The organism is Paraburkholderia phenoliruptrix (genome assembly GCF_047325075.1).
Classification (GTDB): domain Bacteria; phylum Pseudomonadota; class Gammaproteobacteria; order Burkholderiales; family Burkholderiaceae; genus Paraburkholderia; species Paraburkholderia phenoliruptrix.
In genome coordinates this window covers 3,184,147-3,200,329 of the sequence record NZ_CP168531.1, presented here as the reverse complement: position 1 = coordinate 3,200,329, position 16,183 = coordinate 3,184,147, and the positions used below count along the sequence as shown (strand labels likewise).

Annotated in this window: 16 protein-coding genes; 5 read left to right on the top strand and 11 right to left on the bottom strand. The window is 65.0% G+C overall.

Annotated features, from left to right (window positions below):
• The first annotated feature begins 224 nt into the window (after nucleotides 1-224).
• Nucleotides 225-1,142 carry a recombination-associated protein RdgC gene (locus ACEN8U_RS26225; protein ID WP_310106159.1) on the top strand — a complete coding sequence of 306 codons (918 nt, stop codon included), beginning with the start codon at nucleotides 225-227 and terminating at the stop codon, nucleotides 1,140-1,142.
• Nucleotides 1,143-1,327: 185 nt separating this feature from the next.
• Here ACEN8U_RS26225 and ACEN8U_RS26220 read toward each other — a convergent pair whose 3' ends face one another.
• Both ACEN8U_RS26220 and ACEN8U_RS26215 read right to left on the bottom strand, forming a co-directional pair.
• Entirely contained in the window at nucleotides 1,328-1,792 is a 465-nt protein-coding gene (locus ACEN8U_RS26220; RefSeq protein WP_013587683.1) for a VOC family protein, read from the bottom strand.
• 139 nt (nucleotides 1,793-1,931) lie between these two features.
• Nucleotides 1,932-3,701, bottom strand: coding sequence for an SH3 domain-containing protein (locus tag ACEN8U_RS26215; RefSeq protein ID WP_413657825.1), 1,770 nt, complete (start codon nucleotides 3,699-3,701; stop codon nucleotides 1,932-1,934).
• 106 nt (nucleotides 3,702-3,807) lie between these two features.
• Between ACEN8U_RS26215 and ACEN8U_RS26210 the strand changes: the two genes are divergently transcribed.
• From ACEN8U_RS26210 to ACEN8U_RS26200, 3 genes are all read left to right on the top strand, one after another.
• Nucleotides 3,808-4,233, top strand: a complete 426-nt coding sequence (locus tag ACEN8U_RS26210) for a TOBE domain-containing protein (RefSeq protein ID WP_310106165.1) — start codon at nucleotides 3,808-3,810, stop codon at nucleotides 4,231-4,233.
• A gap of 103 nt (nucleotides 4,234-4,336) precedes the next feature.
• A complete protein-coding gene (locus ACEN8U_RS26205) occupies nucleotides 4,337-4,837 on the top strand; it encodes a GAF domain-containing protein (RefSeq protein ID WP_310106168.1) in 501 nt (166 codons plus the stop codon).
• Nucleotides 4,838-4,877: 40 nt separating this feature from the next.
• On the top strand, nucleotides 4,878-6,593 hold the full coding sequence (locus tag ACEN8U_RS26200; RefSeq protein ID WP_310106170.1) for a putative bifunctional diguanylate cyclase/phosphodiesterase: 1,716 nt from the start codon (nucleotides 4,878-4,880) through the stop codon (nucleotides 6,591-6,593).
• Nucleotides 6,594-6,635: 42 nt separating this feature from the next.
• Here the strand turns inward: ACEN8U_RS26200 and rng are convergent, their stop codons facing one another.
• From rng to upp, 9 genes are all read right to left on the bottom strand, one after another.
• Nucleotides 6,636-8,105 carry a ribonuclease G gene (gene rng, locus ACEN8U_RS26195; protein WP_013587727.1) on the bottom strand — a complete coding sequence of 490 codons (1,470 nt, stop codon included), beginning with the start codon at nucleotides 8,103-8,105 and terminating at the stop codon, nucleotides 6,636-6,638.
• 9 nt (nucleotides 8,106-8,114) lie between these two features.
• The gene (locus ACEN8U_RS26190; RefSeq protein WP_310106173.1) at nucleotides 8,115-8,744 is read right to left on the bottom strand and encodes a Maf family protein; all 630 of its coding nucleotides are present in this window, start codon (nucleotides 8,742-8,744) and stop codon (nucleotides 8,115-8,117) included.
• Nucleotides 8,745-8,969: 225 nt separating this feature from the next.
• Nucleotides 8,970-9,440 (bottom strand): 23S rRNA (pseudouridine(1915)-N(3))-methyltransferase RlmH, encoded by a 471-nt coding sequence (rlmH, locus tag ACEN8U_RS26185; RefSeq protein ID WP_310106176.1) that lies wholly within the window; start codon nucleotides 9,438-9,440, stop codon nucleotides 8,970-8,972.
• A 51-nt stretch (nucleotides 9,441-9,491) separates the two neighbouring features.
• Nucleotides 9,492-9,947 (bottom strand): ribosome silencing factor, encoded by a 456-nt coding sequence (gene rsfS / locus ACEN8U_RS26180; protein ID WP_013587729.1) that lies wholly within the window; start codon nucleotides 9,945-9,947, stop codon nucleotides 9,492-9,494.
• 4 nt (nucleotides 9,948-9,951) lie between these two features.
• Nucleotides 9,952-10,641: a nicotinate-nucleotide adenylyltransferase gene (locus tag ACEN8U_RS26175; protein WP_310106380.1), complete on the bottom strand. Its 690-nt coding sequence runs from the start codon at nucleotides 10,639-10,641 to the stop codon at nucleotides 9,952-9,954.
• 88 nt (nucleotides 10,642-10,729) lie between these two features.
• Nucleotides 10,730-11,653, bottom strand: coding sequence for an oxygen-dependent coproporphyrinogen oxidase (hemF, locus tag ACEN8U_RS26170; protein WP_310106178.1), 924 nt, complete (start codon nucleotides 11,651-11,653; stop codon nucleotides 10,730-10,732).
• Between the two features lie 203 nt (nucleotides 11,654-11,856).
• Nucleotides 11,857-13,155: a phosphoribosylamine--glycine ligase gene (gene purD / locus ACEN8U_RS26165; RefSeq protein WP_028360530.1), complete on the bottom strand. Its 1,299-nt coding sequence runs from the start codon at nucleotides 13,153-13,155 to the stop codon at nucleotides 11,857-11,859.
• Between the two features lie 241 nt (nucleotides 13,156-13,396).
• Nucleotides 13,397-14,125: a YebC/PmpR family DNA-binding transcriptional regulator gene (locus ACEN8U_RS26160; RefSeq protein WP_013339911.1), complete on the bottom strand. Its 729-nt coding sequence runs from the start codon at nucleotides 14,123-14,125 to the stop codon at nucleotides 13,397-13,399.
• Nucleotides 14,126-14,381: 256 nt separating this feature from the next.
• Nucleotides 14,382-15,032, bottom strand: a complete 651-nt coding sequence (gene upp, locus ACEN8U_RS26155; RefSeq protein WP_013587733.1) for a uracil phosphoribosyltransferase — start codon at nucleotides 15,030-15,032, stop codon at nucleotides 14,382-14,384.
• A gap of 278 nt (nucleotides 15,033-15,310) precedes the next feature.
• Here upp and ACEN8U_RS26150 point away from each other — a divergent pair, with 278 nt between their 5' ends.
• Complete coding sequence (locus ACEN8U_RS26150; RefSeq protein ID WP_013587734.1) at nucleotides 15,311-16,090, top strand: SDR family oxidoreductase; 780 nt, start codon at nucleotides 15,311-15,313, stop codon at nucleotides 16,088-16,090.
• Nucleotides 16,091-16,183 lie beyond the last annotated feature (93 nt).

The window sequence follows — 16,183 nt, the reverse complement described above, 5'->3', positions numbered from 1 at the left end:
CAAGTTGACGACGTGGTCCGCATTCTCCGGATTACTGCGAGCTTTGATAATGCGTCTTCCGCTTGAAGCATTTTCTCATGACGCTTGAAAATGTTTGCCGCGAACCCGTCATGTTGCGTCAGTTTTCCTCGCGTCCGACCAGACATCGGCCAATTGGCCACCGTGATCGCCCGACGCGCGCCGTCATATAGAATGACGCGCTTTGCCTGTCAGACACTTCGCCTATGTGGTTCAAAAACCTGCAGCTTCATCGTCTTCCCGCGCCGTGGTCCGTCACGGCGGAACAAATGGAAAAGTGGCTCGCGCCGCACGCGTTCGCGCCCGGCAATAGTGTCGAAATGCAAAGCCACGGCTGGGCATCGCCGCGCGACAACGACTCGCTCGTCTACGCGCTCAACGGCCAGATGCTGCTCACGTTTCGCGCCGAAAAGAAGCTGTTGCCCGCTTCGGTCGTCACGCAGGTGACGAAGGCGCGCGCTGCCGAACTTGAGGAGCAACAGGGTTTCAAACCCGGGCGCAAGCAGATGCGCGAACTCAAGGAGCAGGTGACCGATGAACTGCTGCCGCGCGCGTTCAGCATTCGCCGCGATACGCGCGTGTGGATCGATTGCCGCAATGGCTGGCTTGTGATCGACGCGGCGTCGCAGGCGGTCGCCGACGAAGTGCGCGGCCTGCTGGTGAAATCGGTCGATCAACTGCCGCTCGGAACCGTGCGCGTCGCGCAATCGCCGGTTGCGGCCATGACGGAATGGCTGCTTTCGGGCGACGGTCCCGCCGGCTTTACCGTGGACCAGGACACCGAGTTGCGCTCGCCGACAGAAGGCAACGCCACGGTCCGCTACGTCGGCCACACGTTGGATGCGGAAGACATGCGCCGTCATATCGAGGCCGGCAAGCAATGCATGCGGCTCGCGATGACATGGAAGGACCGCGTGTCCTTCGTGCTGACGCCTTCGCTCACGATCAAGCGGATTGCGCCGCTCGACGTGTTGAAGGAAGCGGGCGATCCGACCGCGCAAAACGACGACGAACGCTTCGACTCCGACTTCACGTTGATGACCGCAGAGCTGGACAAGATGCTCGGCGATCTGCTGGATGCGTTGGGTGGGGAGCGGGGCGAGGGGATGTTGCGGGCGGCTTGAAGGGAGGTCGCCGGGTGATTTCTGGTTTTGCTCCTGCGGGGACCGTTGGTCTGTGTTGATGAATGGTTTGGCGGGCATGCGCGGGCTTTTTGCGATGACCGAACCCTTGTCCGGTCATCGATGCACGTCACTCGCCTCCCACGCCCGGCTTGCGCGGCAAACCCTCACGCACACCAGGCAAACCCTTATCCCAACGCCGCCATCGCCTGTTCGATCTCCTCCTTGCTCAGGTCGCGCTTGTGTGTCGCCAAAGACCAGTTGTGCCCGAACGGGTCTTTCAACTGACCGTAGCGGTCGCCCCAGAACATGTCGGCGACCGGCACCTTGACGGTCGCGCCGGCATCGACAGCCTGCTGGAAACTGGCGTCCACATCTTCGACATAGTGGTGAATCGTCACCGGCGTGCCTTGCAGATGGTTCGGGCCGAAACACTGGTGTTCGGGCCATTCGTCGGTGAGCATCAGCATCGAATCGCCGATTTTCAGGCACGCGTGCATCACCTTGCCGTCCGGCCCCGGCAGGCGGAACTGCTCGACGGCGTTGAAGGCTTTCTTGTAAAACTCAATGGCTTCTGCGGCATTCGCGCAGATCAGATACGGCGTGAGCGAGTGCATCCCGTCCGGGATCGGTTTGACAGCGGGGCTGGTCATGACGGCGGCTCCTTGAAGTAACAGGTTCGTGGATTGAAAGTCCGACTGTTTCAGCCAGGCCTTCAACGTTACGACGAGCACCGCACCGCCGAATCGACACTCCGGAAAAAATATTTTCGAGCCCGTCAGCCGCCAGCCGTCAGCCTGCCGGGCTATCCTCGTCAGCAGGCGCGGCGGGCGCCGGCGCGGAACCCGGCGCAGGCGCCGCCCCGCCCGTCGGCGCGCCGAGTATGCTGATCTGGAAAGTGGGCGTGCCCGCGAGCGACTGCAGCGTCGCGTCCTCGGGAATATGCTCGAGAAGCGGCAGAATCACCGAACCGCCGATGACTGCGCGCCGGCTGTTGTCCCCCGGCCGCAGTCCCCAGACGTCCTGATACACCACCGGCACGGCGATGCCGTTGCGCGTCGTATTGCCGATGTAAAGCATCACGTGCCCGCCGATATAGATCAGCGTGCGCAGCGGCACGCCGTGCTCGGCCAGATAGTCGAGCCGTTGTGCGGGCGTCGAGGCCGACAGGTCGATCATGCGCCCGGCGCTCATCTGCGTGGACGAATGGCGCGGCAGCCACACGCCGAATGCCGCGAACATGCTTTGCAACTCCGACGAACAGTCGTTGTAGAGGCCGCTGTTGCCCCAGCCGTAGGGCCGGCCGATGAGCGCTTTCATGAGCGTCGCCAGATGGCGCGGCGTGGCGGCGAGCGGGATCGGCGCGATCTGTGTGTCGTCGAGTTCCGCGGTGCGGATGAGCGCCTCGCCTTCGGTGTCGCGCGCGGGCACGAGCACCGTGAGCGACGTTGGCGGCGGAACGGCGGCATCACTGCCGAGGTCGCCGTTGTTCGAGTTCGCCGCAGCCCGACCTGCAGCCGAAAGCCCGCCACGCTTCGCCACCCCTTGCGCGGCATTGCCCGGCGACGCCGCCACCAGCGGCAGCAGCGTCCCGGCGGGCGCCTCGAAGCGAAACACGCCGCGGCTGTCGCGCACCGGCACGAAAGCGCCGATTACCGCACCCAGCGATTTCGCGCTCGCGGCACGCCACGCATCGACAAAACGCTCGCTCGCCATGCCGACACCGTCGCTGCGCACCCAGCCCTGGACGTCGGGCGTCTGCACGTAACGCCATGCACCGTCCACGCTCGTGCCGAGCACATACAGCGGCGTGCCGGGCCGCACCGCCGAAATCTGCAGATTGTCGAACGGATAGCCTTCGCCGGCGAGGCGGTGATCGTAGAAGGAAGGGTCGGTGGTGGGCAGCTCGCGCACCATCAGATTGGTCGTCGCGATGGCCCGCCGCAACGGCTGATAGGCCGGCGCCTCGGTGAATTGCGCGACGTTCATGTTTCGCGCGATGGCGTCGATCCACGCCTTGTCGTGCGGACGGAAATTCTGGCCGTAACCAACGGCCGCACCGCTTTTGCCCGTATTGTCGAACCTGTCGATGCGGCGTTGCTGCAACGCGGCGATATCCGCGCCTTGCTGGCGATACACGCGCATCGTCACATACGCGGAATTCCACGGCGACGGCGCGCTCGTACCCGTGCCGAAGTACCGTGCGTAGAGGGCCTGAAAATGCGCCTGCTGGTCGGCGGCGCTCAGGAACGGCTGGTCGTAGCCGGCACTGTCGGGCTCGAGCCAGTGATCCACGTTCTGATCGTAAGCGCCGAGCGGAAAGAGCCCGACGGTGTCGACGGGCACGCGCGCGTCGCGCGTCTGCGAGGGATTGCTGCACGCAGCAAGCGCGACGAGCGACGCCGCCGCCACGGACGCCGCGACGGCGCGCCAGCCGCCCTGCAACGCAGGGGCAATGCGTGCGTCGCGAAGCGGGCGGGGAAGGCGGAGAATGCGCACCACACTAACAACGCGCGCGGATCGAAAAACGCGGGCAACGCGAAAAGGAACGGCTAGACGCATGAGTTCGGCAAAGAGAGTCCAAGGGCACGATGATACGGCGTTGCGCGTTCCATTACACTTGATCGCAAGCTAGACCCACGCTTTTCCAGACCCGAGGGAGCAGAGCATGCAAACGAGTGCACGTAATCAGTTCGCAGGCGAGGTAGTCGACATCACGCACGGCGCAGTGAACGACGAGGTCACGCTGCGCACCGCGGACGGCCTGGAAATCGTCGCGATAATCACTCACGGCAGCGCGACGACGCTCGGGCTGTCCGCGGGCAAGCGGGCCTTTGCGCTGGTGAAGGCATCGTCCGTCATCGTGATGGTCGACGTCTCGAAGAACCAGGTGTCGGCGCGCAACTGCATCGCGGGCACCGTGACTCGCGTCACCAAAGGCGCGGTCAACTCCGAAGTGACAATCGAGGCGGGCGGCGCGCAGATTGCCGCAATCGTGACCAACGAGAGCGTCGAGCGGCTCGGCCTCGCAGCGGGGAAAGCGGCGAGCGCCATCTTCAAGGCGTCTAGCGTGATTGTCGGCGTGGAGTCGTAGTGGCCGCACTCCAGTGATCGCGCAAGCGGCTTGCTTTACACTGGACCGCGCGGTTGCATCGTTTGTTTGTTTTGCCGTTTCTGGCCTTTACCACGGACCCACCATGTTCGACGTCTCCTCCGCCTCGCATTTGCCGAAGGCCGCGCATTACGAAGAGCTTGTTGCGCAGGCGCGCGCGCTCCTCGCCGACGAAACCGACTGGATCGCCAACGCTGCGAATTTCTCGTCGTTCGTCTTTCATTCGTTGAGCGATCTGAACTGGGCGGGTTTCTATTTTCACGACGGCCGCGAGCTGGTGGTCGGCCCTTTCCAGGGCAAGCCGGCGTGCGTGCGCATTCCGCTCGGCAAAGGCGTGTGCGGCACCGCGGCGCAAACACGCGAAACGCAGATCGTGCGCGACGTCCACGAGTTTCCCGGCCATATTGCGTGCGATTCGGCGTCGCAATCGGAAATCGTCGTGCCGCTCGTCGCGCCCGACGGCACGCTGATCGGCGTGTGGGATGTCGATAGTCCGGTCCTCGCGCGCTTCGACGAAGAAGACGCCAAGGGCATGCAGGCGCTGTGCGCGGTGTTCATCGAGGCGGCATTGCCGCGCGCGTCGTAGTCACTGCACACACGGCTCGTTTCAGAATAACAAGGCGGCGATGCAAGCTCAGTTCCCACTCGCAGTAGAAACGCCCGAGGCCGCGCTAGCCGCCGCTCCCTTCGGCATGTTTATCTGCGATGGCAACGGCACGTTCCAGACCGTCAACGCGGCGCTGGAAAAGCTCACGGGACTGAGCGCCGATGAACTGGTCGGCCGGCGCGGTTTTGAATCGCTGCACGATCCGGCCGAACTCGCAAGGCGCCGCGCCGAGCTGCCGTGCCTCGCGGCGATCGGCGCGCGGTACGAGGGCGAATGGACTTACCGGCGACGCAGCGGCACGCCGGTGCGTGTCGTGCTGGCGCTATCGCCGCTATCGCCGCCATTGCCCATGTCCGGCGCCGCGGCGCGCCAGCCAGGCGAGGTGCTTTACGTCGGTGTGGTCGTCGACATGACGCGCTACGCGCAATCCGAAGCTCGCCTTTGGTACCTCTCGCATCACGACGGCGTGACCCGTCTGCCGAATCAGACGCTCTTCACCGAGCGCCTCGAGCTGACCATCGCACGCTGTCAGCGCAGCCACAGTGCGTTCACGGTGCTGATCGCAGAGCTCGGTCATTTGCGCAAGCTGCGCGACGCGCTCGGCTTGCATGCGGCCGAGCTCGTGCTGCAGATCGTCGGCGAGCGCTTGCGCGGGCTCTTTCCGAACGACGGCACGATTGCTTCGATCGGCGGCTCGCAGTTCGCGCTGTTGACCAACGAAACCGGCGCTGCCGCGGATGCGTTCGCGGCCGAGGCGCTCGGCCGGATTGCCGAGCCGATCGACTATGGCGGCACCGCGCTCAATATCGTTGCGAGCATCGGCATCGTCGCCTATCCGGACGACGGCGACGATGCCGCTACGCTGATGCGGCGCGCGGGCGTCGCGTTGTCGGCGGCGGCCGCGGTGCACGGCAATGCGGTCCGCCGTTTTTCGACCGCGCTAGAAGGGCAGGCGGCGCGCCGCTTCCAGATCGAGACGATGCTGCGCGAAGCGTTGCAACGCCAGCAACTGCATCTCGTGTATCAGCCGCAGGTGACGCTCGCCAACGGACGGATCGTGCAAGTCGAAACGCTACTGCGCTGGAACCATCCGCAGCGCGGCATGATCAGTCCGGCGGAATTCGTGCCGGTCGCCGAAGAGTCCGGGTTGATCGAGCAGATCGGCGAGTGGGTGATCCGCACCGCATGCCGCGAGGCCGGCAAGCTGCTGCGGCAGACCGGCAACCTGCCGCGTGTCGCGATCAATGTGTCGCCGCAGCAGTTTCAGCGCGCGGATCTGTTCGAGACGATTCGCGAGGCACTCGACGATGCCGCGCTGCATCCGTCGTACCTCGAAGTGGAAATCACCGAAGGTGCATTGCTCGGCGACACTGAACAGGCGCTGCACACGCTGCACGCTTTGCGCGACCTGGGCGTGGAAATTGCCGTCGACGACTTCGGCACAGGCTATTCGAGTCTCGCGTATCTGACGCGTTTTCCGCTGAACCGTTTGAAGATTGACCGCTCGTTCGTCACGCGCATGAGCGGCGATCCGCAATGCCTTGCGCTGGTCGGCGCGATCATCGCGATGGCGCACGCGCTCAAGTTGCGCGTCACGGCGGAGGGCGTCGAAACGCCCGAGCAGGCCGCACAATTGCAGGCGCTTGGCTGCGACGAGGCGCAAGGCTTCTGGTTCTCGCGGCCGGTGACGGCCTCGGGGTTGCGGAATCTGATCGGGCCGCTGGGCGCGGGTTAGCGCTGTGTGTCGTGAGGACGCTCGCGCTGAAGCGGCGCATGACTACATCAGTACGATGTCGTACTGCTCCTGACTCAGATTCGATTCGACCTGCAACGACACGGGCTTGCCGATAAAATCGATCAGCATCGCGAGATGCTGCGACTCTTCTTCGAGAAAGAGATCGATCACCTGCTGCGACGCCACCACGCGAAACTCGCGCGGATTGAATTGCCGCGACTCGCGCAGAATCTCGCGCAGCACGTCGTAGCAAACGGTACGCGGCGTCTTCACCTGGCCCTTGCCCTGGCAAACCGGGCACGGCTCGCACAACACATGCGCAAGCGACTCGCGTGTGCGCTTGCGCGTCATCTCGACCAGCCCGAGCTGCGAAAAACCATTCACCGTGACCCGCGTGCGGTCGCGCGACAACGCGCGCTTCAGTTCGCCCAGCACCTGATCGCGGTGCTCGACGTTCTCCATATCGATGAAGTCGATGATGATCACGCCGCCAAGATTGCGCAGCCGCAACTGGCGCGCAATGGTGTGCGCCGCTTCGAGGTTGGTCTTGAAGATGGTGTCGTCGAAATTGCGTGCGCCGACGTAGCCACCCGTATTCACGTCGATGGTGGTCATGGCCTCCGTCTGGTCGATCACCAGATAGCCGCCCGACTTCAGATCCACCCGGCGCGATAACGCGCGCTGAATCTCGGCCTCGATGTTGTACAGGTCGAAGAGCGGCCGCTCGCCGGTGTAGTGATGCAGTTTTGCGGAGACGGCCGGCGTGAACTCGGCTGCGAAATCGGCGAGCATCTGATAGGTTTCGCGCGAATCGACCTGAATGCGCGAGGTCTCGTCGTTGACGAAGTCGCGCAGCACGCGCTGCGCCAGATTCAGGTCCTGATAGAGCAGACTGGTGGGCGGCATGCGCTGGCCTTGCGACAGAATCGTCGCCCAGGTCTTGCGCAGATACGCGACGTCGGCGGCCAGTTCTTCGCTCGTCGCGTCTTCGGCGATGGTGCGCACGATGTAGCCGCCTTTCTCGTCGGCGGGCAGCACGGCGGTCAGCCGCGCGCGCACCGCCTCACGTTCGGCTTCGCTCTCGATCTTCTGCGAAATGCCGATATGCGGCTCCTGCGGCAGATACACGAGCGTGCGCCCGGCAATGCTCACTTGCGTGGAAAGCCGCGCGCCCTTCGTTCCGATCGGATCCTTCACGACCTGAACCATGAGCGTCTGGCCCTCGAACACGATCTTTTCGATGGGCTGATGCGGGCTTTGGTGTTGCGGTTCGCCGGCAATGCGCGGATGCCAGATGTCGGCTACGTGCAAAAACGCGGCGCGTTCGAGACCGATGTCGATAAACGCGGATTGCATGCCCGGCAACACGCGCACGACCTTGCCGAGATAGACGTTGCCGACGCGGCCCCGCGACAGCGTTCGTTCGACGTGAAGTTCCTGGACGGCGCCTTGCTGGACGAGCGCGACGCGCGTTTCCTGCGGCGTGACATTGATCAGGATTTCTTCATTCATGGTGTTGTTCTAGAAGTCGATGCGCGCTGCACGCAGTAGGGCAGCGGTTTCAAAAAGCGGCAAACCCATGATACCTGAATAGGACCCGTCGATATGCTCGATAAACTCCGCGGCGCGTCCCTGCACGCCGTACGCGCCCGCCTTGCCGAGCGGCTCGCCGCTTGCCACGTAGCGGCGAATCGCGTCTGCGTGCAGCGCAGCAAAACGCACCTTCGACACCGACAGCGCCGTGGGCAGCAACTCGCCGTGCGCGTCCACCACGGCGACGGCGGTGAGCACTTCGTGGTCGCGGCCCGCGAGGCGCGTGAGCATCGCCGCGGCGTCGTCGGCGTCGAGCGGTTTGCCGAGAATCGTGTCGTCGATCGTGACCGTTGTGTCCGCAACCAGAATGGGTCGCGCGACATGGCCGCCTGCCACGAGGCGCGCACGCGCGGCGCGCGCCTTTGCTACGCACACACGTTGCACGTAGTCGTGCGCGCGCTCACCGGGCAGTTCGGCTTCGAGGGCTTCGGCGTCTTCATCGGGGCGCGGCAGCAGCAGTTCGAAGCGCACGCCGACCTGTTGCAGCAACTCCTGGCGGCGCGGACTCTGCGACGCGAGATAGACGAACGGATGCAGCGAAGCGGCGGATGTCGGCATGAAGAAGTCTCTTTGAGGTCTCGTTGAAACGGATCACATGAGGGCGGCGGTGCATCGCGGCTGTGCCCCGCATGGCCGTGTCGTGCATGGCGCAATGACGCAGGCGACGCCCGGTTCACGCGGGCAGGCGCAATGAAAGCGCGGCGCTGTGCGCACCCGCAGCGTCACTGTGAACGGCCGCGCCGCGCCTGCCGAGGCATGCGCCGCAGGACCGCCGGTGTTCGCTCACGCGCGATGATAGGGGTGATTTTGCGTGATGGTCCACGCGCGGTAAAGCTGCTCGGCGAGCAGCACGCGCACCATCGCATGCGGCAACGTGAGGCTGGAGACGCGCAGCAGCATGTCGGCGCGCGCCTTCAGCTGGGGGTCGAGCCCGTCCGCGCCGCCGATCAGAAACGCGACGTCGCGGCCGTCCTGCTGCCAGCCGGGCAGGGCGCCCGCAAGCTGCATGGTGGTCCAGTCCTTGCCGCGTTCGTCGAGCGCGACGATGCGCGCGTTCTTCGGCAGCGCGGCTTCGATCTTCGCGCGCTCGGCGGCCATCACGCTTTCGGCCGGCCGGCCCGACGAGCGCTGCTCGGGCTTGATCTCGCGCAGCTCGATGCGCAGTTCCGGCGGCATGCGTTTCGCGTATTCGTCGAAGCCGGTGGCGATCCAGTCCGGCATCTTGTGGCCGACGGCGAGAATGTGCAGTTTCATGAATGCTCGCAAGCTCGGGCCGCGGACTGATGCCGCGAGCCGGTCAGCCGCTTACTTGCGGCGCGCCGCGGTCTTGCGCGCGGGTTTCTTCGCGGCCGGCGCTTCTTCGTCCTCGTCCTCTTCGTCGGGCTCGCTCGAGCGCGCGCCGCCGAACGGATCAGGCGTGGACAGCTTGATGCGCACCGGCTTCTCGCCCCAGATTTCCTCGAGGTTGTAGTACTGGCGCAGCGCCGGCTGCAGGATGTGGACGATCGCGTCGCCGCAATCCACCAGCACCCATTCGCCGATGTCCTCGCCTTCCGTGCTGACGATCTCGCCGCCGGCTTCCTTCACGCCTTCGCGCACGCTCGAGGCGAGCGCCTTGGTTTGCCGGTTCGAGGTGCCGCTCGCGACGATCACGCGATCGAACAGCGCGGTCAGATGGCTGGTGTTGAACACCCTGATGTCTTGCGCCTTGACGTCTTCGAGAGCGTCGACGATCACGCGTTGCAGTTTGCGAATATCCATGAGGTTACCGGTGGTACAAATGATGTTGAAGGATGTAGTCCCACACCGCGGTGGGGACATGGCTTGCGGCCTCGCCGTGCGGTTCGCCGCCTGCGTGAGCAAGCCGCTGGCTCACCTGCTCGCGCAGATGCGCGCGAATGTCGGTGGCCGAGACATTGAACGCAAGCGTCGTGTCGATCAGCAAGTGGCCGCAAGGCGTGGCTTGCAGAACCTCGGCGCTGGCGCGGCGCGCCTCGATTTCTCTGGCGACGGCAGGCGCGATCGACGCGAGGTCGAAACCCGGCCGCGTGGCCGCGCAAATGTGCGCGAAGTCGAACAGGCGCCGCCAGTCGCGCCAGGTGTCGAGATGCACCAGCTGATCCGCGCCGATCAGCAAGGCGATCGATGCGTCGCTGCCTTCGCGCTCGCGCCAGCGCTGCAGCGTGTCGACGGTGTAGGTCGGACCTTCGTGCTCGATTTCGTCGGTGGCGACGCGCACCGTCACGCCCGGCAGCTTCAGTTCGCTCGCCGCCGCGCGCGTCATGGCGAGCCGATGCACGGCCGGCGAGACGTCCGCTTTCTGCCAGGGCTGACCGGCCGGCAGCAGCACCAGTTCGGTCAGTTGCAGCACGTGGGCGAAACGCCGCGCAAGCGCGAGGTGGCCGTCGTGGATCGGGTCGAAGGTGCCGCCGAGCAAACCGATCCGGCGAGGCAGCGCAGCGGGTTGAGCGATCGGCTTCAGGTCAGAATCCTTTGTCGTGGCGACGGGTCGGGCAGTGCGCGCGTTCGGGCGTCCGAAGCGCTCACACCCACTCGCGCGGCACGAGAAAATCGCTGTAAAGGCGCGCTTCCGGCGTGCCCGGCTCGGGCTGCCAGTTGTAGCGCCAGTTCACCACAGGCGGCATCGACATCAGAATCGATTCGGTGCGTCCGCCGCTCTGCAGCCCAAACAGTGTGCCACGGTCGAAGACCAGGTTGAACTCGACGTAGCGTCCGCGCCGGTAAGCCTGGAATTCGCGCTCCGCCTCGCCGTACGGCAGGTTGCGGCGCTTTTCGATGATCGGTAGATACGCCTTGAGAAATCCCTCGCCCACGCTTTTCAGCATCGCGAACGATTGATCGAAGCCCGGCGCCGAGTAGTCGTCGAAAAAAATCCCGCCGATGCCGCGCGGCTCGTTTCTGTGCTTGAGGAAGAAGTACTCGTCGCACCAGCGCTTGAACTTCGGATAGAGGTCCGCGCCGTAGGGCGCGAGCGCGTCGCGGCAGGTGCGGTGAAAGTGCTGCGCGTCTTCCTCATAGCCGTAGTAGGGCGTCAGATCCATGCCGCCGCCGAACCAGAACACGGGTTCTTCGCCGGCTTTGGTCGCGACCAGCAGGCGCACGTTCATATGCACGGTCGGACAGTGCGGATTGTGCGGATGCAGCACGAGCGATACGCCCATCGCTTCGAAGCCGCGCCCGGCCAACTGCGGACGTGCAGCGCTCGCGGAACCCGGCAACGCGTCGCCGCTTACATCCGAAAAACCGATGCCCGCGCGCTCGAAGAAATGGCCGCCTTCGAGAATCCGCGTGCAGCCACCGCCGCGCAGCTTTTCGCCGGGCGCGCGCTGCCATGTGTCGGTGGCGAAGGGCTTGCCGTCGAAGGCGCCCAGCGCGTGTGCGATGTCGGTTTGCAGGCCTTGCAGCCAGCTGCGCACGGCCTGTGCGTCGTAGCTCGAATCGGTCATGGATGCAGGTACTGAGGGCGGCACGCGGTGCCGCCGGTTCGTCGTGAAGCGCCGCGTGGCGGCTGTCCCGGGCGGTTGGAGCGGCTCGGGCGGTTCAAGGCAAAGCGCGGCGGCGCAGCGAAACACGCGTTGCCGCCAACCCGCAGTGTAACGCCGCGGTCGCGGCAGTCCGGGCGCGGCGGCCCGCTGCCCCGGTGCTTTCCTCAGTGCTTTCCTTCGGTTTTCGCGTCGTGCTTGCGGTTCAGCGCGCGATAGCCGATGTCGCGCCGGTACTGCATGCCGTCGAAGGAAATCTGGTTGATCGTTTCGTACGCGACCGACTGCGCGCTGCGCACCGAGTCGGCGAGACCCACCACGCACAGTACGCGCCCGCCCGACGTGACGAGCTTGCCGTCTTTCAGCGTGGTGCCCGCATGAAAGGTGACCGAATCCGCGGTTTCAGCGGGAATGTCGTTGATGCGGTCGCCCTTGCGTGGCGCGTCCGGATAATTGTGCGCGGCCAGCACGACGCCGAGCGCGGTGCGGCGATCCCACTCCAGTTCGACCGTATCGAGCGTGCCGGCGATGGCCTGTTCGACCACCTTCGAATAGTCGCCCTTCAAACGCGCCATGATGGGCTGCGTCTCCGGGTCGCCCATGCGGCAGTTGAATTCGAGCGTCTTCGGATTGCCTTGCGCGTCGATCATCAGGCCGGCGTACAGGAAACCGGTGTAGCGAATGCCTTCTTTCTCCATGCCGCGCACCGTCGGCAGGATGATTTCGCGCATCACGCGCGCGTGCAGTTGCGGCGTGACGATCGGCGCGGGCGAGTACGCGCCCATGCCGCCCGTGTTCGGGCCCTGATCGCCGTCGAGCAAACGCTTGTGGTCCTGGCTCGACGCGAGCGGCAGCACGTGCTTGCCGTCGACCATGACGATGAAGCTCGCTTCCTCGCCGGCGAGGAATTCCTCGATCACGACGCGTGCGCCGGCATCGCCGAGCTTGTTGTCCGACAGCATCATGTCCACCGCGGCGTGCGCTTCTTCCAGCGTTTGCGCGACCACCACGCCCTTGCCGGCGGCGAGGCCGTCGGCCTTGATCACGATCGGCGCGCCCTTGGCGTCGAGGTACGCGTGCGCGGCGGCGACATCGGCGAAAGTTTCGTACTCGGCTGTCGGGATGGCGTGACGCTTCATGAACGCCTTCGCGAAGTCCTTCGAACTTTCGAGCTGCGCCGCTTCTTTGGTCGGCCCGAAGATTTTCAGTCCGCGCGAGCGGAACAGATTGACGATGCCCGCGGCGAGCGGCGCTTCCGGTCCCACCAGCGTAAAGGCGATCTGCTCTTTCTCGACAAAATCGGCGAGCGCGGCCGGCTCGGTGATGTCGACGTTGCGCAGCCGCTCGTCCTGTGCGGTGCCGCCGTTGCCAGGTGCCACGTAGACGAGCTGGACCCGCGGCGATTGCGCGAGCTTCCATGCGAGCGCATGTTCGCGACCGCCGGACCCGACGACGAGTAACTTCATGTGAATCCCCGAGACTTAAAAACCATAAACGGCGCGCCGTATGAGGCGGCGAGCCGTGCAATAACAATGAGCCCCGCCATGTTCGCCGCCCGCGAAGGCGGGCAGAGCGCAGGGCGAACCCGAATGGAGGCGGCGTTTGCCCGACGCGCCTGGCCGGCTACGCCCGTTCAGCAGCAACGATGAAGCGCACCGGCGGGCACGGCCACGAGAGCGGCCCGGCCGGTGTCATGACCTGACGGCTTCATTCGTCGGCGATCGCGGCGTTTGTATAGACTTCCTGCACGTCGTCCAGATTTTCCAGCGCGTCGAGCAGCTTCTGCATCTTTACGGCGTCGTCGCCGGTGAACTCGACTTCCGTCTGAGGTTTCATCGTAACCTCGGCCACTTCGGCCTTGAAGCCCGCGGCTTCGAGCGCGGCCTTCACCTTCGGGAAGTCGTTCGGCGGACACAGCACTTCAATGCTGCCGTCTTCGTTCGTTACCACGTCGTCGGCACCGGCTTCGAGCGCGGCTTCCATCAGCTTGTCTTCGGGCGTGCCCGGCGCGAACAGGAACTGGCCGACGTGATCGAACATGAACGACACGGAGCCGTCCGTGCCCATGTTGCCGCCGTTCTTCGAGAACGCGTGACGCACTTCCGCCACGGTGCGCGTGCGGTTGTCGGTCATGGTGTCGACGATCACCGCCGCACCGCCGATGCCGTAGCCTTCGTAGCGGATTTCTTCGTAGTTCGCACCGTCGACACCGCCCACGCCGCGCTGGATCGCGCGGTTGACGTTGTCTTTGGGCATGTTGGCGTCGTACGCCTTTTCGACGGCGAGCCGCAGACGCGGATTCGAGTCGATGTCGCCGCCGCCCATGCGCGCCGCGACCTGAATTTCCTTGATGAGCCGCGTCCAGACCTTGCCGCGCTTGGCGTCGGCCGCTGCCTTCTTATGCTTGATGTTGGCCCATTTCGAATGACCCGCCATACCTTTCTCCGTCGCGCGCGCCAGCAAGGCGCTCGCATTGTGCAATTGTCGTTGCGATTTTCCGGGCGCAAGCAGAAAGGGGCGCCTCGATTCAAATTCGCCGCGCCTCACGTTGCACGCCAGGCCGCTCTGGGAGCGGATTCGAATTTTATCACGGCGCGGGGGCGCGGCAGAGACCGGCGTGGCTCGAAACTGCACGAAAAGTGTGCGTTTGCGGCGCGAATCGCGCGCCGCAGGGCCGTTTTTCAGGCAAACCTCAGTTCTTGGTTCCGAACAGCCGGTCGCCTGCGTCGCCGAGGCCCGGCACGATGTACGCGTGTTCGTTCAGATGCGAATCGAGCGATGCGACGAAGAGCTTCACGTCCGGATGCGCGTCCTGGAACACCTGCACGCCTTCCGGCGCGGCGACGAGCGCGAGGAACAGGATGTTCTCCGCCGCCACGTTGCGGCGCTTGAGCACGTCGACCGCGTGCACGGCGGAATAGCCGGTCGCAACCATCGGGTCGCACAGAATGAACACCCGGTCTTCGAGGTCGGGCAGGCGCACGAGGTATTCCACCGGCCGGTGGTCGTCCGAGCGATACACGCCGATGTGGCCCACCCGCGCCGACGGCACCAGCTCCAGCAGGCCGTCCGACATGCCGATGCCCGCGCGCAGCACCGGCACGATGGCGAGCTTCTTGCCGGCGATCACCGGCGCGTCGATCTCGACGAGCGGCGTATTCAGGCGGCGCGTGGTCATTGGCAGATTGCGGGTGATCTCATAGCCCATCAGCAGCGTGATTTCGCGCAGCAGCTCGCGGAACGTGCGCGTGGACGTGTCCCGGTCGCGCATGTGCGACAGCTTGTGCTGGATCAGCGGGTGATCGAGGATGAAAAGATTGGGAAAACGGCTGTCCTGGGTCATGGCGGGCGCACAAGCGGCGGGAAAAAGGCAAATTCGGGCAATCCGAGGTCGATTCAGGCTGGCTTCGAGGTCGACCCGGGAATCGGTTCGGCGCGCCGCCCGGCCGGCGAGCACAACGTGCGACGACCGGCGAACGCGCCACCGCGCAAGTTTACCGAAAGAGTGGCGTCCGAAGATACCGAAGATTGCAGCGGCCCGGCGCAGTCCGGCACCGATTCTTCTAGAATCGGGGGAAACTTTGCAATCATCGGCGACACGCCAGCGAGGAGAACGCATACATGGACATGGGAATCGCGGGGCGCACGGCGCTCGTTTGCGCGGCGAGCAAGGGCTTGGGGCGCGGCTGCGCCGAGGCGCTCGCGGCTGAAGGCGTGAATCTGACGATCGTCGCGCGCACGGCCGCGACGCTCGAGGCGACGGCCGACCAGATCCGCCGGCAAAGCGGTGTCGAAGTGAAGACGGTGGCCTGCGACATCACTACGCCTGAAGGCCGGGCCGCGGCGCTCGCCGCGTGTCCGCAGCCGGACATCCTCGTCAATAATGCGGGCGGCCCGCCGCCCGGCGATTTCCGCAACTTCACGCACGACGACTGGATTCGCGCGCTGGAAAGCAACATGCTGACGCCGATCGAACTGATCCGCGCGACCATCGACGGCATGAGCGCGCGAGGCTACGGGCGCATCGTCAACATCACGAGTTCCGCGGTGAAGGCGCCCATCGACGTGCTCGGCCTCTCCAACGGCGCGCGTTCGGGGCTGACCGGCTTCGTCGCGGGGCTTGCGCGCAAGATGGCGCCCACCGGCGTGACGATCAACAATCTGCTCCCGGGCATGTTCGACACGGACCGGATCGCCGTGACCATGGCGGCCACGGCAAAATCCCACAACATTTCCGTGGACGAAGCGCGCCAGCAGCGCATGAAGGCGATTCCCGCCGGCCGCTTCGGCACGCCCGACGAATTCGGCCGCGCCTGTGCCTTTTTGTGCAGCGTGCACGCGGGCTACATCACGGGACAGAACTGGTTGATCGACGGCGGCGCGTATCCGGGTACATTCTAGGCGTGCACGTGTAGGCACTTTCCCGGCGCGCCGGCAGTTCTTCGCAGCACCTGCGGCAGCCATTCGTGCCGCAAACAACAACGACAATCACAA

Bases quoted from the DNA above. Each gene is read 5' to 3' on its own strand.
- ACEN8U_RS26225 (WP_310106159.1), top strand. From the start codon at position 225: ATGTGGTTCAAAAACCTGCAGCTTCATCGTCTTCCCGCGCCGTGGTCC.
- ACEN8U_RS26220 (WP_013587683.1), bottom strand. From the start codon at position 1,792: ATGACCAGCCCCGCTGTCAAACCGATCCCGGACGGGATGCACTCGCTC.
- ACEN8U_RS26215 (WP_413657825.1), bottom strand. From the start codon at position 3,701: ATGCGTCTAGCCGTTCCTTTTCGCGTTGCCCGCGTTTTTCGATCCGCG.
- ACEN8U_RS26210 (WP_310106165.1), top strand. From the start codon at position 3,808: ATGCAAACGAGTGCACGTAATCAGTTCGCAGGCGAGGTAGTCGACATC.
- ACEN8U_RS26205 (WP_310106168.1), top strand. From the start codon at position 4,337: ATGTTCGACGTCTCCTCCGCCTCGCATTTGCCGAAGGCCGCGCATTAC.
- ACEN8U_RS26200 (WP_310106170.1), top strand. From the start codon at position 4,878: ATGCAAGCTCAGTTCCCACTCGCAGTAGAAACGCCCGAGGCCGCGCTA.
- rng (WP_013587727.1), bottom strand. From the start codon at position 8,105: ATGAATGAAGAAATCCTGATCAATGTCACGCCGCAGGAAACGCGCGTC.
- ACEN8U_RS26190 (WP_310106173.1), bottom strand. From the start codon at position 8,744: ATGCCGACATCCGCCGCTTCGCTGCATCCGTTCGTCTATCTCGCGTCG.
- rlmH (WP_310106176.1), bottom strand. From the start codon at position 9,440: ATGAAACTGCACATTCTCGCCGTCGGCCACAAGATGCCGGACTGGATC.
- rsfS (WP_013587729.1), bottom strand. From the start codon at position 9,947: ATGGATATTCGCAAACTGCAACGCGTGATCGTCGACGCTCTCGAAGAC.
- hemF (WP_310106178.1), bottom strand. From the start codon at position 11,653: ATGACCGATTCGAGCTACGACGCACAGGCCGTGCGCAGCTGGCTGCAA.
- purD (WP_028360530.1), bottom strand. From the start codon at position 13,155: ATGAAGTTACTCGTCGTCGGGTCCGGCGGTCGCGAACATGCGCTCGCA.
- ACEN8U_RS26160 (WP_013339911.1), bottom strand. From the start codon at position 14,125: ATGGCGGGTCATTCGAAATGGGCCAACATCAAGCATAAGAAGGCAGCG.
- upp (WP_013587733.1), bottom strand. From the start codon at position 15,032: ATGACCCAGGACAGCCGTTTTCCCAATCTTTTCATCCTCGATCACCCG.
- ACEN8U_RS26150 (WP_013587734.1), top strand. From the start codon at position 15,311: ATGGACATGGGAATCGCGGGGCGCACGGCGCTCGTTTGCGCGGCGAGC.